The organism is Sinomicrobium pectinilyticum (assembly GCF_003725735.1).
Classification (GTDB): Bacteria; Bacteroidota; Bacteroidia; order Flavobacteriales; family Flavobacteriaceae; genus Sinomicrobium; species Sinomicrobium pectinilyticum.
The window spans coordinates 79,489-104,693 of the sequence record NZ_RJTM01000108.1 but is presented as its reverse complement, the minus strand read 5'-3'; the positions used below and the strand labels follow the sequence as shown (position 1 = coordinate 104,693).

The 25,205-nt window shown below is 44.4% G+C and carries 19 protein-coding genes; 9 read left to right on the top strand and 10 right to left on the bottom strand.

Going from position 1 to position 25,205, the window contains the following annotated elements:
• Positions 1-226: 226 nt before the first annotated feature.
• Together ED312_RS16290 and ED312_RS16285 are read right to left on the bottom strand one after the other, a co-directional pair.
• A complete protein-coding gene (locus ED312_RS16290) occupies positions 227-619 on the bottom strand; it encodes a DUF6876 family protein (RefSeq protein ID WP_123217083.1) in 393 nt (130 codons plus the stop codon).
• A 5-nt stretch (positions 620-624) separates the two neighbouring features.
• On the bottom strand, positions 625-930 hold the full coding sequence (locus ED312_RS16285) for a hypothetical protein (RefSeq protein ID WP_148044319.1): 306 nt from the start codon (positions 928-930) through the stop codon (positions 625-627).
• A gap of 552 nt (positions 931-1,482) precedes the next feature.
• On the opposite strand from ED312_RS16285, the gene ED312_RS16280 reads away from it, so the two are divergent.
• On the top strand, positions 1,483-4,539 hold the full coding sequence (locus tag ED312_RS16280) for a sensor histidine kinase (RefSeq protein ID WP_123217081.1): 3,057 nt from the start codon (positions 1,483-1,485) through the stop codon (positions 4,537-4,539).
• Positions 4,540-4,723: 184 nt separating this feature from the next.
• On the opposite strand, the gene porN is transcribed toward ED312_RS16280, so the two are convergent.
• The 6 genes from porN to topA all read right to left on the bottom strand — a co-directional run bounded on the left by porN (position 4,724) and on the right by topA (position 13,363).
• Entirely contained in the window at positions 4,724-5,623 is a 900-nt protein-coding gene (gene porN, locus ED312_RS16275; RefSeq protein WP_123217080.1) for a type IX secretion system ring subunit PorN/GldN, read from the bottom strand.
• Between the two features lie 119 nt (positions 5,624-5,742).
• Positions 5,743-7,308, bottom strand: a complete 1,566-nt coding sequence (gene porM / locus ED312_RS16270; RefSeq protein ID WP_123217079.1) for a type IX secretion system motor protein PorM/GldM — start codon at positions 7,306-7,308, stop codon at positions 5,743-5,745.
• A gap of 38 nt (positions 7,309-7,346) precedes the next feature.
• Positions 7,347-8,000: a type IX secretion system motor protein PorL/GldL gene (gene porL, locus ED312_RS16265; protein ID WP_123217078.1), complete on the bottom strand. Its 654-nt coding sequence runs from the start codon at positions 7,998-8,000 to the stop codon at positions 7,347-7,349.
• 56 nt (positions 8,001-8,056) lie between these two features.
• Positions 8,057-9,409 (bottom strand): T9SS ring complex lipoprotein PorK/GldK, encoded by a 1,353-nt coding sequence (porK, locus tag ED312_RS16260; protein ID WP_123217077.1) that lies wholly within the window; start codon positions 9,407-9,409, stop codon positions 8,057-8,059.
• A gap of 119 nt (positions 9,410-9,528) precedes the next feature.
• The gene (locus ED312_RS16255; RefSeq protein WP_123217076.1) at positions 9,529-10,689 is read right to left on the bottom strand and encodes a formimidoylglutamase; all 1,161 of its coding nucleotides are present in this window, start codon (positions 10,687-10,689) and stop codon (positions 9,529-9,531) included.
• Positions 10,690-10,885: 196 nt separating this feature from the next.
• Positions 10,886-13,363, bottom strand: coding sequence for a type I DNA topoisomerase (topA, locus tag ED312_RS16250; RefSeq protein WP_123217075.1), 2,478 nt, complete (start codon positions 13,361-13,363; stop codon positions 10,886-10,888).
• A gap of 246 nt (positions 13,364-13,609) precedes the next feature.
• Between topA and miaB the strand changes: the two genes are divergently transcribed.
• The 8 genes from miaB (at position 13,610) to ED312_RS16210 (ending at position 22,035) form a co-directional block, all read left to right on the top strand.
• On the top strand, positions 13,610-15,076 hold the full coding sequence (gene miaB, locus ED312_RS16245) for a tRNA (N6-isopentenyl adenosine(37)-C2)-methylthiotransferase MiaB (protein WP_123217074.1): 1,467 nt from the start codon (positions 13,610-13,612) through the stop codon (positions 15,074-15,076).
• A gap of 102 nt (positions 15,077-15,178) precedes the next feature.
• Positions 15,179-16,492: a sigma-54 interaction domain-containing protein gene (locus ED312_RS16240; RefSeq protein ID WP_123217073.1), complete on the top strand. Its 1,314-nt coding sequence runs from the start codon at positions 15,179-15,181 to the stop codon at positions 16,490-16,492.
• Between the two features lie 87 nt (positions 16,493-16,579).
• Positions 16,580-17,095: an LptE family protein gene (locus ED312_RS16235; protein ID WP_123217072.1), complete on the top strand. Its 516-nt coding sequence runs from the start codon at positions 16,580-16,582 to the stop codon at positions 17,093-17,095.
• Between the two features lie 83 nt (positions 17,096-17,178).
• Positions 17,179-18,024: a hypothetical protein gene (locus ED312_RS16230; RefSeq protein WP_317125688.1), complete on the top strand. Its 846-nt coding sequence runs from the start codon at positions 17,179-17,181 to the stop codon at positions 18,022-18,024.
• An 85-nt stretch (positions 18,025-18,109) separates the two neighbouring features.
• Positions 18,110-18,463, top strand: a complete 354-nt coding sequence (secG, locus tag ED312_RS16225; protein ID WP_123217070.1) for a preprotein translocase subunit SecG — start codon at positions 18,110-18,112, stop codon at positions 18,461-18,463.
• Between the two features lie 167 nt (positions 18,464-18,630).
• Positions 18,631-18,909: a co-chaperone GroES gene (locus ED312_RS16220; protein WP_123217069.1), complete on the top strand. Its 279-nt coding sequence runs from the start codon at positions 18,631-18,633 to the stop codon at positions 18,907-18,909.
• Between the two features lie 62 nt (positions 18,910-18,971).
• Complete coding sequence (gene groL / locus ED312_RS16215) at positions 18,972-20,600, top strand: chaperonin GroEL (protein WP_123217068.1); 1,629 nt, start codon at positions 18,972-18,974, stop codon at positions 20,598-20,600.
• Between the two features lie 151 nt (positions 20,601-20,751).
• Positions 20,752-22,035, top strand: coding sequence for a hypothetical protein (locus ED312_RS16210; protein WP_123217067.1), 1,284 nt, complete (start codon positions 20,752-20,754; stop codon positions 22,033-22,035).
• A 5-nt stretch (positions 22,036-22,040) separates the two neighbouring features.
• Here ED312_RS16210 and ED312_RS16205 read toward each other — a convergent pair whose 3' ends face one another.
• Positions 22,041-22,406 (bottom strand): cupin domain-containing protein, encoded by a 366-nt coding sequence (locus tag ED312_RS16205; protein ID WP_123217091.1) that lies wholly within the window; start codon positions 22,404-22,406, stop codon positions 22,041-22,043.
• 85 nt (positions 22,407-22,491) lie between these two features.
• Complete coding sequence (locus ED312_RS16200; RefSeq protein WP_123217066.1) at positions 22,492-25,068, bottom strand: heavy metal translocating P-type ATPase; 2,577 nt, start codon at positions 25,066-25,068, stop codon at positions 22,492-22,494.
• Between the last annotated feature and the right edge of the window lie 137 nt (positions 25,069-25,205).

Sequence of the window (25,205 nt, the reverse complement as noted above, 5' to 3'; positions counted from 1 at the left end):
CCCTGCGGGGGGTACCCCCCGCAGGGGAGAACAACCAGACAGAGTTTAATTTACAGACCCGAAAAACACAATACCGGCGAATATCTTATTTTCTTATTTCCTTTATCATTTCAGCGGCCTGCTGCTTTTGGCAACAGGCCGCATTTTTTAACGGCGCTGAAAAACTTTTCTTATTTCCTTATCTCCGTCCTTTAAACATACTTTATCCGTCAAAGAATCCAAAAAACTAGAATTCCGTGGGCAGAATGAGGGTTCTGCCAATGAAGTAAAAACAAATGGAAGTTCCCGGTTCGAGAGGAAGACCAACGGAGATCCTGCCTTTCTTCAACAGCTCTCCGCTTCTTTTGGAATATTGAACCCAGCGGTCGTCTACACGGTTGCGACATAGATGAATGCATATAAAATTTTCTTCTCCGGAAAGCGCAAATGCCTGCATGGCCATATCCTTTAACAGGCCATCCGCCTCAAAAAGAGACACCACATACCTTACTCCGTCCGTATAATAAAACGGAAAATCAGGGTGCAAATACAATTTACCCGAGCTTTGGAAAGCCTCTATGCGCCGCCGGACGGTTTTATTTTTAGTTTCAACAGATTGATATTGTAATGCTACTTCCATAAATTTCAAATGAGTTTTACCCTGCAATCAGCAACAATGTTATTCCGGAATTCTATCTCAAGGTATATTTTGTAAGGCAAACTCTTCAGGTCTCGCACAAAATATTTCCACTGATCCACATAATAGTGGTTGTATTCATCTCCGAGAAGTTCCATGATCTCTTCTTTAGATTTAGACAACAAAACCCCTCCGTCCAATATGCTTTTCAGATGGGATATCCGTTGATCCCTGCTATTTTTCCACAACGAACTTTCAAAAGAGCAGTGCCGGACCCGCAATGCGATCATGACATATTTACAAAATAATGACATCTCTCAATTTTTTACTGTCTATCAAAGCCTTATGATTCACGTTTAAAAAATTACCTCAAATCCATACTTTCCGTAATTTTATTCTGTTTCCGATAAAAACATCCAAAATCAGGAAGAACATTTCTATATTTGCAGTCTTAGTAATCTTCAGTAGAGACAGCCCTCCCGGGAGTTGATAAAACGACCCGGGGCGGACTGTTCTAAACACTTGATTATGATATTAGGAAACGCTGTATTAACGTTGACATAAAATTAAAAGGACCTCGTCATATTCCCGTTAAAAAAGTTGTAGAACTAGTACAGGCCGGGTGTAGAATAAATTCGTGTTACATATAGAACAAGTTCTATAGATAACCGGTTATTTATAAGTATTTTTTTTGTATAATTGTACGCCCTAAACGTAATTATCTATAACTTACTTTATTTCAGGAACTTATTACTGTTTTATAGCCTTTAATACCAGTATAAAACGGATGTTTTTCACCCCTGATTAACAATTTTTTAAACCTGCAATTTTCACATAATCTTTTTAGAATTCCCCCTCTGATTCTAATGCGACTTACGTTGACCATTCTTTCCAGTTTACTTTACCTTATCTCTTATAGCAATCAGGTTCGCGATCTTCCGACTAAAGACTATGGCATTAACTGGTATACCGATAGTGACGGACTGCCCCAAAACAGTGTAAAACATATTTTTAAAGACACTTACGGATTTATCTGGCTACTCACCCAAAACGGTCTGGTTCGTTATGACGGAAGAAATTTCCGTGTATTCAACTCCAAAAACACCTCGATACACAACAACCGAATGATGTATGCGCTCGGGGTTCCGGACAAAGACAGTATATTTGTTTATAACGAGTTCGGCGAAACCCTCCTGATATCCCAAAGAAAAGCTGAAACCCTTCAACAAAACATCTTAGACCTCCCCCATCCCCTTATTTCGACGCCGGAAATAAACAGTACCGATAGCACAAATATCCGGGGGAAAAAATATGTAATCCCCGCTTCCGGAAACAACCACTATACTGTCACCAATGATACGGTTTCTCATTACAACAATAACTCCCGGAGGACATCGGAGGTCTATTTCCCGCACAATGCCTCCGGTTATTTTTTCACCGTGGGCGACAGCCTGTATCATCTCGAAAAGGATGGAGAATATACCAGGATATATGGCGGAAGAACTGTTCACGAAAAAACGGAAGTCCCGGCCGGGGACGAAAATATTACCGGAATTATCTATAATAATATTACCCGGCAAACATTTTTACATACCCGGAAAAGCCTGTATCTCCTGCAGGTAAAAAATTCAAAACTACGTCTGGAACGCATACTTCCGGATTTCGATTTCGGCCCTGAAAACAGTATAATCTCCGCCTATTATGATTCTTTCCTGAAAATCATCTATCTGGGCAGTAAAACCAAGGGATTGGGGATTATTAAAAAGCACAATTTCAAAAACATAAACACCTGGGATACAGACAGGGTACAACATGCCCTTACCAACTATACCTCCAATAAAATACTGACTGCTACAGGTGCTGTTATTAATGTAGACAATATTGCCGGAGAGAAACTGAATGGTACGTGGGACAGCGATAAGTACAGTCTGATAACGGATAAACAGGGTGACATCTGGACCAAAAACCAAAACCACCTGTACCGTTTCAGTAAGGACACCGATTATCGGGAATTCCGCCAATGGGTACTGCCATATTCCATAGAACAACTCTACAAAGGAGCTCACGACAGGATATGGATTGCTATGCACCTCAGTAACGATGAACACAAAGCATCGGAAAGCGCAGTCTATTATCTGGATTCCGCAGATCCGGAGTGCGCCCCGAAATCTTACAGAAAATTCAATTTCAGTGTCCAGTACATCTTGCAAACCACAGACACTACCCTCTGGCTAGGGAGTTTAAGAGGCCTGCATAAACTAAACCTCGCCACAGGGAGATGCAGTACTATAGACGGACTGAACAACAAACAGGTAACCAGCCTTTATGCTTCGGCTCCCGCGGAAATATGGGTTACCACTTCCACAAAAGGTATATTCCTTTACCAGAACGGAAAACTTACGGGTTTTCCATCGGACAGGAAAGGGTATATGCTTTCTTCGCATTGTATCGTCGAAGACAATGAAGGATATTTATGGATCACAACCGGTAAGGGACTCTTTCAGGCGGCAAAGAAAAAGATGCTGGACTATGCTTCCGGGAAAATGGAACAGGTATATTATCACTATTACGATAAGAGTTCTGGGTTTCTTTCCAACGAATTTACGGGCGGGTGCGAACCCTGCGGTATCAGATTACAGAATGGCCATGTGGCACTTCCGTCTCTGAACGGGATTGTCATTTTCGATCCGAAAAAGGTAAAACCCGAACTTCCCAACGGAACCATGTATATAGACGAAGTAAGGACAGCGGAGGGTATACTCCCGGTAGATCAGGACACACTAAGGCTCAGCCGCAATTTCGGCAGGATATACATCCATCTGGCCACGCCATATTATGACAATCCTTACAACCTGAACATGGAATTTCAACTGGAAGATGAAGATACCAAAAACTGGGAGGACATAGAAGATGGTCAAACCATAACCTTCTCTCAATTACCTCCGGGGCAACACACCCTGGTGATACGAAAAATGAACAGTTTTTACTCGTATTATATCCATAAGAGAATCACACTGATAGTACCTCCTTATGTCTGGGAAACGGACTGGTTTTATATATTGCTATACCTGGCCATCCCGGTAGTCATTTTTTACAGCATCAAACTACGCATTAAATATGTCCGTTATAAAAACGCCCTCCTTAAAAAGAAAATAATAGAAAGCACACGACACCTTCGAAACACGATACGGACTTTAAGAATAACAAAAGATAAGCTGAAGCAACAAACCGCCATACAGGAAAAGCTTATCGCTTCGATCAGCCATGATATCCGAAGCCCTCTCCGTTTTATGGTAGATACCGGAGAATACCTGTATGCCAATTATGATACGGGGAATAAAAAAATGATAAGAGAAGGTATCCGTTCTATGTATACCGCCTCCGTAAAAATACATGAATTCATCAGCGAGATTCTCGATTACAGTAAGGCCCGTATGTATGAGGGCATAGGAAACACACCACGCGAAAGTTATGATCTCCAGCATCTCATCGGAGAAAAAATTTCACTTTTTACGGAAATAGCAAATTCGCAACGGACCAGAATATACAACTACATTCCCTATAATTTTACCACATGGGTAAACAAGCATTTGCTCTCCATAATCATCCATAACCTTCTGGACAATGCCGTTAAAAACACACACAACGGCAAAATAACCCTCTATGCTTTTATCCGTGAAAAAAAATTGCGTATTGTCATAGAAGATACCGGGAAAGGCATTTCCCAAAAACAGCTGCAATACTACCAATCGCTCATGAACCCGCATGAAGAACAGCAGATTTCCCTGGACACTCCAAATAAAAGCCTGGGAATTAAAATCATACTGGACCTTCTTATCATTCTAAATGGAAAGATAGACATTAAAAGTACCGTGAACAAAGGAACACGGATCACCTTGCTCTTTCCCGTAGAAGCCGAATAAAACCGACATTTGAAAAGTATCTGTTATTTCGCCAAAACCCGGAGAACAACACTTCTCTTACCATAGCTTAATTACAGAATGTACTCTCTTCCATATTATATAAGTCCCTCAGAAGCAAAAAAACAGTGCCTCTCCGAAGGGAAAGGCACTGTTACAAAATATCACACGTGAATATAAAAAGACATCAGTTCGTCCATATATCTTCTTCGAACCCTCTGATTTTTTCCTTTATCCGTTCACCTTCCAATAACTGGAACAAAGAATTCTCCACTATATAATCTTTTATAGGCCTGTCTCCATGCACATTATCTTCTTTATAGACGGTGGCATTAAACCTCCTGGTGTTCAATATCGTATCGAATGAAAGAGGGGCTGCCGAATTCCGGTTGTTGAAAGTCTTCGCCTCATGGAGGATTTGTCTTGCACTCGGATACCATACCCAGAACAGTTCTACAAGGTTAGACCCGTCGTCCGTGTCCGAATCTATGAAGTTTACATCCGGCGCTACAGGTGCTATGGCCAAAAGACGGTATTTCAGCTCGCCCTGGCGCTTATCAAAATACCAGACTCCTTTGATATGATATTCGACGATATCGGCAGCGGTGATATCCCTTTTATCGATATATTCCGGGGATACCTGTTCTCCTGCGTTCAACTGCTCATATCCCATATCGGTCGTATCGATCTTGGAAAGTGTGGATTCCAGGTCCTTAAATTCCCTTTTTTCCGTGAAATAGGAATCGACATAAATGTCTTCGAGCTTTCCTTCCTTTATGGCATCTACCAGTACGTCATAAAGTGATTTCCTGTTAGATTCCCTTATCGGTTCAATGGGATAGTAGAGAGAAAAATTTACTCTTTCGTTCAGGTCAATAACTTCCCAGGTTGTTTTAGTCCACATAACGTCCCTGTCATCTACATAACCGTAGTCCATAGGTGCGTCGTTGTCCGCTTCCTTTTGCCTGTCTGTCTTCACCCCGATCTCTTCGGGTTTCTTGGCATTGAGAAGGTTAGCCTGCCCAGGGGAGACATGAGACCATATAGCAAAAACCAAGGAAAGTGGGATAGTAACTCTCCAATTCATATATTTCTGTTTTTATGTTAGTTCAGATGAGTAACCACACAGAACCGGGAGTAATATGCTGCCCTCCCGGAGAGCAGCATAAAAAACTCCGGATGTGGATTATATGATTAATGCTTATACTAGTTGGTAAGCTGGATCACTACCGGTGATACTTTCTTCAATTTGTATCCGGTGTTTCCAGTAATATAAGCTTCTATGTCAAATACCTGAACAGCATCGCCTCTCCTTGCCCTTTTCAGCGCATTTCTGGCTGCACCGTCCAGCTTATTCCCTCGCACGGAAATCGTAGGCTGTCCCGGAACCTTGAATTTAAACCCGCGGATTCCCAGACTGAGATCAAAATCAAAGTCCTCCAGTACCGCCCCTACGGTAGATACTTCCAGGCTTGATCTCGGCATACTGACCTCACCCGATTCCCCGCGTATGGTTCCGGAAGGCCTCGGCACGTCTTTGATCCGGAATTCGGAAGTCGTACTGATGCGTTGTCCGTCCGGCAGTGTACCGCTGGCTGTTATGTTTACAGTTCTTCCCGAGCCGGGATTCATGGTATATTTACTACCTGAAATCCTGGATAATCCCGTAGCAGACGCAGACACTTTATTGTCCGGTATTCCGGGTATGGATATGGTAATGGGATTCGAAACCCCACGATATACCACATTCATTTTATCTGCGGAAATAACAGCGGCGTTCGGTTTGGTTATCGTAGCAAAAGTAGAAGATACCGGCACCTCAACAGGTTCGTCATTCTGCATGAACACTAATTTCCCTTCCAGTTTATGGTCTCCCGGGCTGCCCGCACTTACTTTGAGCTTTACTTTTCCCCCGTCCAGTTCATAATCATTCTCAGATAATTTTTTCCCATCCAGGAAAAGTTCCACTTCATGTGGTTTCGTTGTAGCATCCGTTCTACCCAGCACAATAGACCCGTCAAAAGTCTCTCCCTGGTAATAGGCCGACTTAGGTTGTTCGAGCAATGTGGTATAATTGGTCATCGATACCTCACTGCTCAACTCTTCTCCGAGCATTGCCCCGAAAATATCGCTTTCCGTGTTTTTAATGTCCGACTGTATTTGGGTGATCTTAGTCAGGGAAGCCACTAACGGAAAACCTTCGAAGTTGTAATTCAGCCAATCTATTTTAACGCCATCCCTGTTTTCTGCCTTGCCGTTTTCCCCGGTGGAAAACCGTTCTGCTACAGAACTCTTTATCTCGTTAAAATTTTCACCCAGGGCTTCCAGTACGGCTCCCCTGTACTCCTCCATTTTGTCTACGAACTCCTGCCCTTCTTCGGTGTACTTACCTCCTCCTTTAAAGAACTTTTTATCCAGGAACTTGGACTGGTCCATCTTTTCATAGTCCCTTTTATCGTTAAGCCTTTCGGTCATTTCTGTCTTCAGTTCCTCGAGATAAGCATAATATTCTGTAGAAGCTTCCTTTACACGATTTGCTTTTTCCAGTACAGGCTGGTACCGGTCCGGTTTTTCACTTGCCAGCCTCGAGAGGCCCTCAAGTGCAGCCGCATTATCGGTAGTTGCCTTAATATTGGAAGCTTCGAGTTTCTCATTCAACAGGCCAAATGCAGATAATACCTCTTTCCCCATATTTATGGCCAACATGGCAATAAACACGAGATACATGAGGTTTATCATCTTTTGACGTGGTGATAAATTATTTCCTGCCATGTCTAATTAGTTTTGATTTTTGGTTCTGAGGTTACTAATTAGCGTTTGATCATAGCAGATAACATACCTCCGTAAACATTGTTCAGGGAAGACAGGTTAGTGGTAAGAGACTCCATTTGTTCTTTCAGCCTTCCTGCGTTGTTAGCTACTTCTTCATTAATGGCAGCCTGTCTTCCGGCACTTTCCAACTGTACCTTGTACAAGCTATTGAGAGATTCCATCTGCGCTGCTGCCAGAGAAAGCTCTTCACTATATCTTTTTGTAGAAGAGATAGCATCTACAGTAGGTGCCATATTTTTTGCGGCTCCTTCAAAGTTGCGTATACTGTGCCCGAGGCTGCTCATCAATTCCGCATCGATTTTCGCGTCTTTTAACAGGTTGTCCAGTTTCTTGGAAAGCATCCCTTCCGCTTCGACTGCTTCTTCCTGGCTTTTCTTTTCTTTTTTTCTGGCTTCTCCCCCGTCAAGTTCAGGATATACCAAGCTCCAGTCCAGGTCTTCTTCCACCGGTTCAAATGCTGAAATAGCGAATATAATAGCTTCCGAAACAAGCCCTATGGCCAGAAGTACCGTTCCGTCCAGAAAACCGAGTTCCCAGTGGTTCAGCTTAAACAGTGCCCCTAAGATTACAATGGAAGCACCAAGGCCGTAAGCCATATTAAACAGCTTTTTACTAGATTTAGAATTTGCCATAATGGTAATAGTTGATTTGTAATATATTTAATTAAAAGTTCAGATAAACTTTGGATCTAGCGACCTATTTCGCTGGTCCCCATGTAGTCCTGTACCGTACGGAAGCCTATATAACTCCTGGCGGAATCCTGGTATTCGAAATCGCGGGTACTGACCTGTAAAAAATAAGCGACATCTTTCCAGGAACCTCCGCGGATCACTTTTCTCTTATTCCGCTCGTCATACGCATTGGGGTTCATTGTAGAAGCATAATCATAAGAATTGGGATCATAAGCAGAGTTTGTCCACTCCGAAACGTTACCGGCCATATTGTACAATCCGTAATCATTGGGCTGATAGGATTTGGCCTCTACGGTATACAAGGCATCATCGGAAGCGTAGTCTCCCCTGTTCGGTTTGAAGTTCGCCAGGAAGCAACCTCTCTCGTCTATAAGATAAGGACCTCCCCACGGATAGGTTCCCGATTCCAGACCTCCCCGGGCGGCATATTCCCATTCTGCCTCAATCGGGAGACGGAACTGGTTTACAAAGCCTTTTCCTCTGGATTTCTGAAAATCATTCTTGTACTTGGTCCTCCAGTTACAAAAAGCTTTTGCCTGTTTCCAGGACACTCCCACTACCGGGTATTCACTATACGCATCATGCCAGAAATAATCGTTGTGCATGGGTTCGTTATAGGAATAATAAAAATCCTTGATCCATACGGTAGTATCCGGATAAATCATTAACTCTTCGGTCTTCAGGAAATCTTTCCGGTTCCCTTTTTTCATTTTGGCAGCAGCCTGAATATCCATCCAGGTATATTTGTATTTTAGCTGAGTGACATCTATGGTACGGTACCCATTATAAGACTCTTCCATAGAGAGGTACATAGAGTCCATAACTTCGGTGTAGTACTCGTCCGGATATTTGGATGTATCCCAGATAAGCCGGGGCTTTTTATTCAGCATCCGTCCTTCATAACCGGTCTCTCCCATACCACCATAGTTTTCCAGCATGTACTTGTCATAAGCAGAAAGCTTGGAAGTGTCCGCATCGTCGAAGGCATATTCCCCTATACCACCATCATCCGGGGTAAGTCCTTCATAATCGGCAAGAATAGCAAGTTTTGTGCGGATTATGGAATCTTTCACCCATTCTACGAACTGTCTGTATTCGCTATTGGTAATTTCGGTTTCGTCCATATAAAACGACCTTACCGTCACGGTTTTGGTAGGGGCATTCATTCCACCAGCCACATCCGATTCGGATTTACCCATAATGAAAGAACCTCCGGGAACCAGAGTCATGCCATAAGGTTTCTCCGGATGCCATCGTTTTCCGCCTACTCCAACCAGTTCTCCCCTGTCCTTTTTGCCACAACTATAAAGAAATAATCCCAGGGTTATAACAAACAATAGTCTTTTCATTCGTTTTTTCGGTTATTTATAGTTTAAAAAATTCGAGCATACCTACTTCAATTACCCGGAACAAGTTTTTTTTGCCAGATGTTTATCCTCTGTTTCAAAAAGCACCCCTGTACCGGAAATTACCCCAGGGCCGTTTTCTTATATGCCTTCCACCAACGTTCGGGAACGACTTCGTTACAGGCGTCTAAATAATCTTTGTGGGTGCATGGTAATAACGTATGTCTTTTCAATTTATTATTCATCTCTCCAAGAATCGGTACTTCTATCCACCACCTTCCGGAGATATCACTTTTATAAAAACACAGTTCCTGATCTTCCATCGGCACTATGTATTTCTCGTAACTCTCTGTCCCGATAAACGGATAATCTTTTTTTCTGAAGTTGTATCCTTCCATAAAATACCAGAGCACCTGTGCGGCGAGCTGGGCATTCATACGGGTATTTCTGTTCTCGTAAATACCAAATACGGAAACCTTATCACTGATCCCCGCATACCTGGCTATGGCACAAATCTCACGACCGTCAAAACCATTAGGATAAGTGTCGGGGGCATTCCCCAGATCGGCTGCCCTTACAGCCGTCATATCCACACTTACCACATCGGCATCGCGAAAAACAGGTTCTGCCAGGGTAATGTCCCCGGTCACGGCGCCAAGTCTGTAAGCATCAAAGAACAACTTTTCCATCAAATCAATTTCTTCCTGAGCATTAAAGTAGGTCTGGTACCCCAGGTTGCAGAAATTAAACAGGTTATTCGGTTGTTCCACGATGATCTTGCTCATGTACGAATTGGAAGAAATAAGCTCTTCGGACGAACCGAAATCGAATTTGCTGTCTACCGCTACCACGTTAACCATTTGTTCGAGTTTGTCAAAAGCGCGATAGGTGGCGTAGGTAATATCCTGGCTTCCTCCTATGATTATAGGGACCGTATGATTTTTCACCAGGTGCTCCACTACGGTTTTTACGGCAAAATAGGTATCTTCCACCGTTTCTCCGGGCTCTATATTTCCCAGGTCCGCAATGTTGCTTCCCCAGTTTCCGGTAAAAAGCTGGTACAGCTGTATTCTTATTTCATTCAGGTCCGGCCGGTCCATGGTCTGGATCGACGCATTCCTGGTTTCATTGACCCCTATTATTGCCAGTTGCACATCATCCAGTTCCGGGAATCCGTCTTTTTCGGTATGAATGCTCATGTACTTCCCTATGGTTTGCCGGGATAGCAGTTGACTATGTGCCAAAACCACCGTACTTACCGGGGACAAAAACTCAAAATCCATACAGTCTGTATCTTTCGAAGATTGGGTTTATCCAGCCGAAGCTGTTTTTTCTCAATATTGTTTTTTATATCTTTGGCCAATTACCACTGCAAACATCACCCCTGCACATCAGTGGAAAAAGAAAGCCGGAATATACGAAAATGTTCCTGTAAAAATCCAACATACGGAATTAATAACTCCGGAAAATCAATACAATCTATTTCTTCGCTTTTGTGGACTTTTTCTTTTTCGGGGCTTTTTTATCCAGCATCCCTTTCGCGTCCTCCAGGCTCAACTGATTCACATCTACATCCTTGGAGAGCTCTACCTTGGCCCTGCCTTTTATGATATTATGCCTTCCCCAGCGGGCCTTTTCTATTCTAATTCCTTCATCCGGCCATTCCTGTACGACTTTCTCCGCTTCTTTTTTCAATTTGTCCTCTATCAGCTCCCGGATATCGGAATCCGAAAGGTTGTCAAAATCGTACTTTTTATTCACGTTCACGAACATGCCGTCCCATTTGATGAAGGGACCGAAACGGCCTTTCCCCTTGGTTACTTCTTTCCCTTTATAACTTGCAATGGGTGCATCTGCCTTTTGTTTGGCTTTTATCAGTTCCACAGCCCGATCCAGGGTAACATCAAAAACATCTTCTCCTTTATCCAGGGATATAAACGTATTATCGTAACGAACATACGGACCGTACCTGCCGACATTGACCTCCACGGTTTTTCCTTCATACTCTCCCAGGTTCCGTGGCAGTGCGAACAATTCCAATGCTTCCCCGAGGGTGATACTTTCAATGGTCTGTTCCGGCAAAAGACTTGCAAATTTCGGTTTTTCCTCTTCATCCGCAACGCCTATCTGAACCATGGGACCGAAGCGCCCGAGACGTACACTGACCTGCCGTCCGGTTTCCGGATCTGTTCCCAGTATCCTTTCCCCGGTTTCCCTGTCCGCATTCTCTTCCACATCTTTTACCTGAGGATGAAAATCCTCGTAAAAATCTTTCATCATCAGTGTCCAGTCTTCCTGCCCGGAAGCAATATCATCGAAATTCTGTTCTACCCTGGCGGTAAAGTTATAGTCCAGTATATTTTCAAAATGGTTAACGAGAAAATCGTTCACGATCATACCGATATCCGTAGGTACCAGTTTTCCTTTATCCGATCCGGTAATTTCGGACAGGGTCTTTTCCTGCACCTTTTCTTTTTCGAGAGTGAACTGAATATAGTTTCGCTCCGTCCCTTCGATGCTTCCCTTTTCGATATATCCCCTGTTCTGAATCGTGGAGATCGTCGGGGCATATGTAGACGGACGGCCTATGCCGAGCTCTTCCAGCTTTTTCACCAGGGAAGCTTCCGTATAGCGATACGGCGCCCTGGAAAACCGCTGTGTAGCCGTCATATAATTATTGATAAGGTTTTCCCCTACGGCCAGGGCAGGCAGCAGATCGGCCTGTTCTTCGTCTTCATCGTCCGTTCCTTCGATATACACTTTCAGGAAGCCGTCAAATTTGAGGACCTCACCGTTAGCCGTAAATTGCTCCTTATGTGTATCGGCTTCTATTTTCACCAGGGTCCGTTCCAGTTCGGCATCGCTCATCTGCGAGGCTATGGTACGCTTCCATATCAGGTCGTACAACCTGGCCTGGTCCCTTTCCACAGATACGGAATGCCTGGAAATATCCGTAGGCCTTATCGCTTCGTGAGCTTCCTGCGCCCCTTTTGCCTTTTGCGAAAAGTTACGCGGCTTACTGTATTTCTGTCCGTATTCACGTTGAATTTCCTCTTTTGCAGCTTCTACCGCTTCAGGAGAAAGGTTCACACTATCCGTTCTCATATAGGTAATAAGTCCCGCTTCATATAACCTCTGGGCCATATTCATGGTCTTGCTCACCGAAAAATAAAGTTTCCTTGAGGCTTCCTGCTGTAACGTAGAAGTGGTAAAGGGTGGTGCCGGGGTCTTTTTTGCCGGTTTGGTCTCTAGGTTTGCCACCTGAAATTCCGCACCTATATTGTTTTCCAGGAATTTTCTGGCTTCTTCTTTAGTCGCAAAGGTTTTGGGCAGTTTTGCCTTGAACGATTTGCCGGCTTCCGTTTTAAACTCCGCTACAATGCGGAAAGAGGCCTCCGGTGTAAAAGCGGTTATTTCCCGTTCGCGTTCCACGATAAGCCGTACCGCCACGGACTGTACCCGCCCGGCGGAAAGACCGCTTTTTATCTTTTTCCAGAGGATGGGCGACAATTCATAACCTACCAGGCGGTCCAGTACACGCCGGGCCTGCTGTGCATTTACCAGGTTATAGTCGATCCCCCTGGGGTTCTCAATAGCTTTTAGAATGGAATTTTGGGTAATGGCATTAAATACGATCCTCTTTACTTTAGACCGGTCCAGTTTTAATTGTTCTGCCAGGTGCCAGGCAATAGCTTCTCCCTCCCGGTCCTCATCACTCGCCAGCCAGACCGTATCGGCTTTTGCAGCAAGACTTTTGAGGTTCTTAACAACTTCCTTCTTGTCTTTTGAAACAATATATTTAGGTTTGAAGTCTTTTTCCACATCCACACCGAGTTCCTTGGAAGGCAGATCCGAAATATGCCCGTAACTGGATGCTACCTTATAATCCTTACCCAGGAATTTCTCTATGGTCTTCGCCTTGGCAGGCGACTCTACAATCACTAAATTCTTTGCCATAAACCCATTTTTAAGATTACAAAAGTATATTAAAAAATATTTATAAGGATACCCTTCCGTTTTTTTGCCTAAAAAACCACCGGCATTTCCCTGTCAAATTGTCACTAGGTTTATAAATAATCCTATCTTTGCACCATATAATTACGAATTGATTTTTTAAACGGTTCCCGGCATGGACCTGCCAGATAAATGCTGGCACAATGTTCCGGGAAGCAAATGAACCGCCCGTTACGGGCCTGAGTCCTTATGGAAAAAATAATTGACGAAAAGAAACAGGGAGAAAGCCTTGTCCTGGACCCGCAAAAAAATGCGGAACAGGCAATACGGAATGAAAAGGACGGCAGAAAGCTTTACATAGAAAGCTACGGCTGCCAAATGAATTTTTCCGACAGTGAGATTGTGGCCTCCATCCTGGCCAATGAAGGTTTTAATACCACCAGGCAAGTGGAAGAGGCAGACCTCGTCCTTATAAATACCTGCTCTATACGGGAAAAGGCCGAGCAAACCGTACGCAAAAGACTCGAAAAATTCAATGCCGTCAAAAAAATAAACCCGGGAATGAAGGTCGGGGTACTGGGCTGTATGGCCGAACGCCTTAAAAACAAATTCCTGGAAGAAGAAAAAATTGTGGACATGGTCGTCGGCCCTGACGCCTATAAAGACCTTCCCAACCTGGTACAGGAAATAGACGAAGGCCGGAATGCCGTAAATGTGATCCTCTCCAAAGAAGAGACCTACGGCGATGTAGCCCCCGTCCGCCTGAACAGCAACGGGGTGACCGCCTTTGTGTCTATTACCAGGGGGTGTGACAATATGTGCACGTTCTGTGTCGTACCTTTTACACGGGGACGGGAAAGAAGCCGGGACCCGCAATCCATACTGGAGGAGGTAAATGAACTGTGGGAAAAAGGATATAAAGAAATAACGCTTCTGGGGCAAAACGTGGACAGCTACCTGTGGTACGGAGGCGGCCTGAAAAAGGATTATGACAATGCATCAGAAATACAGAAAGCCACTGCTGTGAATTTTGCAGGGCTGCTGGCCATGGTTGCGGAGGCCCAACCCGGTATGCGTATCCGCTTCTCTACTTCTAACCCGCAGGATATGACACTGGATGTTATTGAAGTCATGGCCCAATACCGGAATATCTGTAAATATATCCACCTGCCCGTACAAAGCGGCAGCAACCGGATACTGAAGGCCATGAACCGCCTGCACACCCGTGAAGAGTATTTTGAACTTATAGAAAATATCCGCAAGATCATTCCCGATTGTGCTATTTCACACGATATGATTACAGGATTCCCCACAGAGACCGAAGAAGATCATCGGGACACCCTTTCCCTGATGGAATACGTAAAATATGACTTCGGTTTCATGTTTGCTTATTCCGAAAGGCCCGGAACCCTTGCTGCCAGGAAAATGGAAGATGATGTCCCCGAAGAGGTAAAAAAGCGAAGGCTAACGGAGATCATTAACCTGCAACAGCAACACGGACTGTACAGGACCCGGCAGCATCTCGGCAAAACGGAAGAAGTACTTATTGAAGGCCTTTCCAAAAAGAGTGATGCACACTGGATGGGGCGAAATACACAAAACACCGTAGTGGTTTTCCCAAAAGAAAATTACAAAATAGGTGAGTTTGTAAATGTTAAGATCACAGACTGTACTCCTGCCACCCTGATCGGGGAAGCAGTAGATCTTTCCGTCTGACAGCCGGTCCGGAGGGTTATCTTCCCGGAAATAACAATGAAGTGTAACCAATAAGCTATTCCCTTTCCAATAAATTATGCGACAAGGGGATCGGACAAAACTATGGAAAACGTACAAGCCATAAAGCAGCGATTCGGTATTATAGGTAATGATGTAAAACTTAACCGCGCCATAGAGAAAGCCATACAGGTGGCTCCTACGGACATTTCCGTGCTGGTTACCGGGGAAAGCGGTGTGGGAAAAGAAAGCATTCCTAAGATCATCCATTCACTGTCTCACCGGAAACACGGCAAATTTATTGCGGTTAACTGCGGGGCCATTCCCGAAGGGACCATAGACAGTGAGCTTTTCGGACACGAAAAAGGATCGTTTACTGGAGCCACCCAGACCAGGAGCGGTTATTTTGAAGAAGCTGACGGGGGAACGATATTTCTCGACGAAGTCGGGGAGCTACCGCTTACCACGCAGGTACGCCTTCTGCGGGTACTGGAAAACGGGGAATTTATAAAAGTAGGATCTTCCAAGGTACAAAAAACCAACGTGCGTATCGTTGCGGCTACCAATGTAAACATGTTTGAGGCCATAGAAAAAGAAAAGTTCCGCGAAGACCTTTACTACCGTCTCAGCACCGTGGAAATTCACCTGCCGCCCCTGCGTGACAGAAAAGACGATATTCATCTCCTCTTCCGGAAATTTGCTGCCGATTTTGCCCAGAAATACAAAATGCCCGCCATTCGACTCGAAGATGATGCCGTACAATTATTGCTGAAATACCGCTGGGCGGGAAATATACGACAGCTGCGAAACGTAGCCGAACAGATATCCGTACTGGAACAGGAACGGAGTATATCGGGAGACACCCTGACGGGATACCTGCCAGGTGCCGGGAAAAATCTTCCTGCTGTTATTAATGAGAAAAAAAGCCAGGCCGATTTTGGCAGTGAACGGGAGATCCTCTACAAAATACTGTTTGACATGAAGAGCGATCTCAACGATCTCAAAAAACTGACACTGGAATTAATGCAGTCCGGCAGCAGTCAGAAAGTACAAGAAGAGAACCAGAACCTTATACAGAAAATCTATGGCAAATCAGGTGACGAATCCGATTTTGATCCCGATAGCAAAAATCCCGGCCCCCGTACAGAAGATTACAGCGACATTGAAGATTACGAGGACAGCGATGCCCTGGAAGTAGTGCCCGTTACACAACATCCTGCCATACGGGGGAGAAACGAAGACAAATATCACTTTGCCGAGGAGATCGAGGAAGAAGAAACGCTTTCGTTACAGGATAAAGAACTGGAACTCATAAAAAAAGCACTGGACCGCAACCACGGAAAACGAAAAGCAGCAGCGGCAGAACTCGGCATTTCCGAAAGGACATTGTACCGGAAAATAAAGCAGTACGATCTCTGAATAAAAAAGACGGAATTAATAAGTCATTTTAAATAATACCTTTGCCGGGAACGTTACATAACATATAGTATCATAACACCCAATCCAATGAGAATACCAAACCCCGTTAAGGGAGGATATATTTTCGCATTCCTCGCATTAATCACCGTACACGGCTGCGGAGTCTATAATTTCACCGGAGGTGATGTCGGTAGTGCACAGACCTTTCAGGTCAATAGCTTTCGTAATGAAGCTCCTCTGGTAGAGCCGGGACTGGACAGGGATTTCACCCTTGCCCTGCAGGACCTGATAATGAACCAGACCAGCCTGGACCTCGTACCTTCCGGCGGCGACCTTCTTTACGAAGGAGAAATCACCGAATACCGTGTAGCCCCTATGACTGCTACGGCCCAGCAAACAGCGGCCCAAAACAGGCTTACTATAGGAGTGCGGGTACGTTTTGTCAACAACACCAAGGAAGATGCCGATTTCGAAAGAACTTTTTCTTTCTTTTATGATTTCGGGGCAAACGAACAGCTGAGTGCCGTGCAAAGTGCAGCACACCAGGAAATTTTTGAAAGGATAACCCAGGATATATTTAATGCATCTCTTGCCGATTGGTAAGGAAAACGCACATTATTATTTGTCAAATCCCGAAAACAGAGTGTTTATAATAGTTTATGACCGTTTCAAATTTCATACATCTCTTGCGAAATCCGAAAAATATCCGTCTGGGAGAAACCACTTCCCTGGAACAGGTCATTGAACAATATCCCTTTTTCCAATGTGCCAGGGCATTGCACCTCAAAGGGCTGAAAAACCTCAACAGTTTCAAATATAACGATACCTTAAAAAAAACAGCGGCTTATACCACCGACAGGGCCGTACTGTTCGACCTTATCACGTCCAGGGATTTCATACAAAACCGCATTGCCCGGACCATTGCCGGAAATCATCCTGACATAGCGGGCATCGAGGTGAACGCACAGGAGATCCGCCTGGAAAACCGGAAGCTGATAGAGCAAACCCACATAGGCAGTGAAAAGGAAGCCGAACAAATCCTGGACCCTTCCGTTTTTATGCCGGTGGAAAAAGAGCTACCTTCCGAAGAAGAACAGCAGCTCCATATAGGAGAGCCTCTTGAGTTCAGCCGGAATGAAAAACACTCTTTTACCGAATGGCTAAAACTCTCCGCTGCACGGCCGGTGCAGAGAGAAGAGAAAAAGTCCGCCTCCGGTCCGGGGGAAAAAGAGACTGCTTCCGATCAAAGCAGGAAGTTCAAACTCATTGACAAGTTTATAAAGGCCAATCCGAAAATAGTTCCGAAAGCAGCTGACCGCAACAAAGAAACACCTGTCGTAAACCTCGCAAAAAGTACCCAGATGGAAAAGGCCGAACTTATGACAGAAACCCTGGCCAAAGTATACCTGGAACAGAAGCGATATAAAAATGCCATTCAGGCCTATAAAATATTAAGTTTGAAATATCCGGAAAAAAGTGGTTTCTTTGCAGACCAAATCAGGGCCATCCGGAAATTACAACAAAGTAACTAACTGGTTCCCTGACAGCTAATGACCGGGCAAAACAATTCCCGGAACCGAAAGAACAAAATTATATTAACAAATTATAACATCAACAATGAGTACGTTTTCTATCTTTTTAGTGCTGATTATCATAGTATCGCTTTTATTGATCCTGGTTATTATGGTACAGAATCCGAAAGGCGGCGGACTTTCTTCGTCTTTTGGCGGCGGAGGCGGCCAGATAGTGGGCGGGGTTAAAAAGACAGGGGATTTCCTGGACAAAAGTACATGGACCCTGGCCACGATCCTCATCGCCCTTATACTCCTTTCCAACCTGTCACTCAAAAGCGGAAATTCTTCACAGGATTCCAAATTGCTGGACGGACAAAGGACAGAAAGAGAAACCACCGCACCACAACAGACAGACACTCCGGCACCTGCAACGGACACTACCGGAACAGCGCAGTAATCTGCTAAATACATACATCAAAAAATGCCAGCTTGTCATAAGTTGGCATTTTTGTTTACAAAATTGTCAGTTTACCTTTCTTTTTAGCAGGTACGATCATGTTGGCATAATTTCTGTCTGATTCTGCATAGTTCAAAAATTAATCTAAATCCTATAAAAATAATAAGATGGCTAAAGTAAACATTAAACCGCTTGCAGACAGAGTTCTGGTAGAACCTGTTGCCGCAGAAACAACAACCGCTTCAGGAATCATTATCCCCGATTCTGCAAAAGAAAAACCACAAAAAGGTGTTGTTGTTGCAGTTGGTCCCGGCACTAAGGACGAACCGTTAACTGTAAAAGTTGGTGATACTGTTCTTTACGGAAAATATTCGGGTACGGAACTCAAACTGGAAGGCACCGATTATCTGATGATGCGCGAAAGTGACATCCTTGCTATTGTATAGCTCCTCATTACTTTATTTAATACCCATTAACTAAAAGACATTAAATTAAAAATCAAAAACACATGGCAAAAGATATAAAATTCGATATTGAAGCCCGTGACGGATTAAAGCGCGGAGTGGATGCACTGGCAAATGCAGTAAAAGTGACTTTAGGACCAAAAGGTAGAAACGTTATTATCAGCAAATCCTTTGGTGCCCCTACCGTTACCAAAGACGGTGTTACCGTAGCTAAAGAAATAGAACTCGAAGACGCCCTCGAAAATATGGGTGCCCAAATGGTGAAGGAAGTTGCTTCCAAAACCAACGATCTCGCCGGGGACGGAACGACTACTGCAACTGTTCTGGCACAGGCTATCGTAAAAGAAGGTTTGAAAAACGTAGCGGCAGGAGCAAACCCTATGGACCTCAAAAGAGGTATAGACAAGGCTGTTGAAGCACTGGTAGCTGACCTGGCCAAACAAACCAAAGAAGTAGGCGACACTTCTGAAAAAATTAAACAAGTTGCTGCTATCTCTGCCAATAATGACGAAACCATCGGTGAACTCATCGCCAAGGCATTCAACAAAGTAGGAAAAGAAGGTGTCATTACCGTAGAAGAGTCTAAAGGAACAGATACTTATGTAGATGTTGTAGAAGGAATGCAGTTTGACAGGGGATATCTTTCTGCATATTTCGTGACTGATTCCGAAAAAATGGTTGCCGAACTGGAAAACCCCTATATCCTGCTTTACGACAAGAAGATCTCCAATATGAAAGATCTGCTTCCCGTACTCGAGCCTGTAGCACAACAAGGGAAACCCCTGTTGATCATTGCCGAGGATGTAGATGGTGAAGCTCTTGCTACCCTCGTCGTAAACAAACTGAGAGGTTCTCTCAAAATAGCCGCTGTAAAAGCTCCCGGATTCGGTGACCGAAGAAAAGCAATGCTCGAAGACATCGCTATCCTTACAGGTGGTACCGTAATTTCCGAAGAAAGAGGATTTACCCTGGAAAATGCGACCATAGACATGCTTGGATCTGCAGAGAAAGTAGCTATCGACAAAGACAATACTACCGTAGTAAACGGTGCCGGTGATGCAGAAGCTATCAAAGGACGTGTTAACCAGATCAAGGCACAGATAGAAACCACTACTTCCGATTACGACAGGGAAAAACTTCAGGAACGTCTTGCCAAACTGGCAGGTGGTGTAGCCGTACTTTACGTAGGTGCTGCTTCCGAAGTGGAAATGAAAGAGAAAAAAGACCGTGTAGACGATGCTCTTCACGCTACGAGAGCTGCCGTTGAAGAAGGTATTGTTGCCGGTGGTGGTGTTGCCCTCGTAAGAGCTAAAGCCGTTCTGGACCAAGTTAAACCTATCAACGCAGACGAAGAGACCGGGGTTCAGATCGTAGCCCGTGCTATCGAAGCACCGTTGCGTACTATTGTGGAAAACGCCGGCGGAGAAGGTTCCGTAGTAGTTTCCAAAGTACTGGAAGGCAAAGACAGCTTCGGATACGATGCCAAGTCCGAGAGTTATGTGGACATGTTCAAAGCAGGTATCATCGATCCTAAGAAGGTGACACGTATTGCTCTGGAAAATGCCGCATCCGTTTCCGGAATGATTCTGACTACGGAATGTGCTCTTACAGACATTAAAGAAGACGCTCCCGCAGCTCCTCCGATGGGAGGCGGAATGCCGGGAATGATGTAATTCCTTCTCTCTCCTGAGAAAGAGAATTTATAACTTTTAAAAAGTCCGGGGTTTGCTTTAAAATCCCGGACTTTTTTGTTAATATTTTTTTAATCCGTTTTCGTTTTTTAAAAATTTTCTATTATTTAGTTGTCCATCAATCAATTAAATTATGACAACTGATACACTACAAGCCGTACGCTGGAACACGGCTCAAAAAGTATTGTTCCGGTTTATCTTTCTTTATACCCTATTCTATATTTTTCCGTTTCCTGTTAATTATATTCCTTACGGGCAATATCTCTCCCATTGGATCGGTCAGTTCTGGCAATGGTTATCGCTATGGACGGCTGATCATATATTTCATATTACAGAGGAACTGCCATTAAACGGAAGAGGCAGCGGGGATATAACTTTAGCTTATCTTCAGGTGTTTGTTCAACTGCTCATTGCAACAGCAGGAACTATTATCTGGTCTGTGTCGGATAGAAAAAGAGAACACTACAACAATTTGTTCCGCTATCAGATCGTCTTTCTACGATACTATACCGCATTTCTACTATTGACATACGGTATCATCAAAATTATTCCGACACAATTTTCCAATTTGAGTTTGTTCGACCTCATAAAAACGTATGGCGACTCCTCCCCCATGGGACTCATGTGGAATTTTATGGAGTACTCCGACACCTATACCAGGTTCTCCGGAATTGCAGAAGCCCTGGGAGGTGTTTTACTGCTTTTCAGACAAACAGAACGATTGGGAGCTCTTATAGGCTTCGGGGTTATGCTGAATGTTTTTTTAATGAATATGAGTTATGATATCCCGGTGAAACTTCTCTCTTTCCATCTCATGTTTATCTGTGCCATTATTCTCAGTGCTCATATCAAAGCTTTTTTGAATTTCTTCCTCTTTAACAAGACCGCACCTCCGGAACAGATACTTCCGTACTCTTCACGTAAAAAGATCCGCATTGCCGGGTATATATTCAAAGGGATTTTCATACTTCATTTTGTTATTCCCCGGGTCATCAATACTCACGAATACTATACAGAACGCAGAGACAAAGCATCACTTCCGGCGCTCTATGGGATTTATGATGTGAAAGATTTTATATATAACGGCGATACCATACCGCCCTTGCTTACCGATACGCTCCGGTGGAAACGAATAGTAATAGACCGCCGGAGTACCGGCATTGTAAAAATGAATGACAAGATCACTCCCCTCAAAAATGATACGGATACCCTAAAACATACCCTTATGCTGGCATCGTGGCAAGATACGACCAAGGTACATTCCTTCACTTATGAAGTCCGGGACAGTTTGTTTTATGCCACTGGTACTTACGGAAGGGACAGCATAAGTATAACCATGAAGAAAAAGGACCTCAATGATTTTCTCCTTATCAACAGGGGTTTTCACTGGATCAATGAGTACCCGTTTAACCGCTAAACTTATCAACCCTTTCGGATAACCTCCAGGAAATCCTCCCTCGCCGGGCTGAAGACATCGATAAGCATACCGTCTTCCAGGCACTCGGCCCCATGGGGTACATCGGACGGGATAAAGAAACCATCACCCTCCTTCAGGGTCTTCTTTTTCCCGTCTATGGTTATTTCGAATACTCCCGAAGCTACATAGGTCGCCTGGGAATGATAGTGATGGTGCAGATACCCTACGGCTCCCTTTTCAAACTTTACTTTTACCATCATTATGCGAGCGTCATATCCTATAAACTGGCGCTCAATACCCTTATCCACTTTTTCCCATGATATTCCGGAACAGGTAAAGGATACTTCGCTTTTATTTTCTGATGTCTTCATAGCCATTATATTTTTATCCATCTGTGTTTTTCAAAACTAAGGAATAAACAGTGGAACGGGAGACAATGCGCCTGAAAAAACATTTCTACCCGATTTTCGCCTTTCTCAGGCGAAGTGAATTGGCAATAACGGACACCGAACTGAAGCTCATGGCCAGGGCAGCGATCATAGGAGAAAGCAGGAGCCCGAATACAGGGTACAGTACGCCGGCAGCAATGGGTATTCCCAATATGTTATACCCCAGGGCAAACCACAGGTTCTCTTTTATATTCCGCATTACCTTATGGCTCAGCATACGTGCCTTGGCTATATCTTTCAGGTCCCCTTTCACCAGGGTTATCTCTGCGCTCTCTATCGCTACATCAGTCCCTGTTCCCATAGCTATACCTATGTCGGCCTGTGCCAGGGCCGGGGCATCGTTTATCCCGTCTCCCGCCATGGCTACTTTTCTCCCTTCATTCTGCAACCGCTTTACCTCTTTCTGCTTATCTTCCGGTAACATCTGTGCTTTAAATCCATCCAGGTTCAGGGTTTTACTGACGGCTCTGGCAGTGTCTTCGTTATCACCGGTAAGCATAATAACTTCCAATCCCTCTGCATGCAATTTTTTGATAGCGTCTTTGCTGGTCCCCTTTATTTTATCGGAAATCACCACAAAACCGAGGACCTTGCCGGCTTCGGACAGGTAGGATACGGTTTTTCCCTGTTCCTGTTCCGTTTTTACTTTTCTGCGCAAATCCGCCGGTATTTCTGCTTTTACCTGCTCCATCAGTTTCTCATTGCCCAAAGCTAATAAAGCCCCTTTCCCCTCTGACTCATGGCCATGGGTTTCCGCATGGTAGGCGATGACCCCTTTCCCGGTAACAGCCTCAAAATCGGTTACCCGGCGAGGTTCTACCTCTTTCTCTTCGGCATATCGCATGGTAGCCCGTGCCAAAGGATGTTCACTATGACTGTTCAGGGATATTATTTTTTGCAGCAATTCCGTTTCATCCGAATCTCCGGAAGCAACGACCTTTTCCACAGAAGGTTTTCCTTCGGTGACTGTTCCGGTCTTGTCAATAATAACCACATCTATTTTATTCATGCGCTCCAGGGCTTCTGCGTTCTTGATCAATACGCCGGATTGAGCGCCTTTCCCTACTCCTACCATGACCGACATGGGAGTAGCCAATCCCAGGGCACACGGACAGGCAATGATAAGTACCGCTATGGCATTTACAAAAGCGTATACATACGCCGGCTGCGGACCGAAAAAGGCCCAGACAATGCCTGTAATTACAGCCACCACTACCACAATAGGCACAAAATACCCGGAGATCCGGTCGGCCAGTTTTTGTATAGGTGCCCTCGATCTGCTGGCTGAATTTACCATTTCGATAATCTGCGAAAGCAGGGTTTCCGACCCTACTTTTTCCGCTTCCATGACAAAACTCCTGTTCCCGTTAATGGTACCCGAACTGACTTTATCCCCGGCTTTCTTATCTACCGGGATAGGTTCCCCGGATATCATGGATTCGTCAATAGCACTTTCTCCCTCTTTTATAACACCGTCCACAGGTATTTTCTCTCCCGGTTTCACCTTTAAAAGATCACCTTCATTTACATCATCCAGGCTCACTACCTTTTCTTTTCCGTCTACTATTTTAGTGGCATTATTAGGAGCCAGTTTCAATAATTCCTTTATAGCGGAATTGGTTTTGCCATGCGCCCTGGCTTCGAGTAATTGTCCGAGCAATACCAGCGTTAATATCACTGTGGCCGCTTCAAAATATACATACACCGTTCCTCCATGCGACTTGAATTGTTCCGGGAAAATCCCCGGGAACAACAAGGCTCCCACGCTGAATAACCAGGCAACACCGGCTCCGATACCAATAAGGGTAAACATATTGAGATTCCAGCTCACCACCGACCTATATGCCCTTTCGAAAAACATCCATGTGGCGTAGAAAACGACGGGAAGCGATAATCCGAACTGGATCCAGTTCCAGTATTTCCAGGGCATCCATGTCCCCAACGGATCTCCCGGTAACATTTCGGACATGGCGATCAAAAATACCGGGACGGTAAAAGCAACCGCTACTTTAAATTTTCGGAGCAGTTTTTTATAGGTCTGGCCCTCCTCTTCCTCATCGGCCTCCATCGGCACCAGGTCCATACCGCATATAGGGCAGGAACCGGGCTCGTCCTTCACTACTTCAGGATGCATGGGGCAGGTATATTTTGTCTTTTTCTTTGCAAGGGAAGGTGCTTCCACCAGGTCCATGCCGCAAACAGGACAACTTCCGGGCTTATCGTAGGTTTTATCTCCTTCACAATGCATCGGGCAGTAATAAACGCCGCTACCGCTACCGGAAACTTTCTTGTCTGCTTTTTTATGATCAGGAGCATGGTGATCATCCCCATGGGAACCACAACAACTACCGCCCTTCTCTTTCTTGTCATGTCCGGGAGCCTGTATCCCGTAATGCCCTCCATCATCTTCGAGTGCCTGTTGCAGTTTTTTCAGCGGAACATGATTTTCCATTTCTACTTCGGCTTCGGCCTTTTGCAGATCTACGGTAACTCCGGTAATGCCTTCCACTTTCTGCAAAATGCCTTCTACATGATTTTTACAGCCAGTGCACGACATCCCTGTTATTTTATAGGTATGTTTCATAATTCTCCTATTTTACCTGACAAAGTTCCGGTTTAAAGTATGAGGATGTGTTATACAATTTTGGAAAAGGATTGTATAATTTACTGTTCCTTTTTTATATAGATTGTTAGAAGATTGAATGGAGATTGAATAGAGAT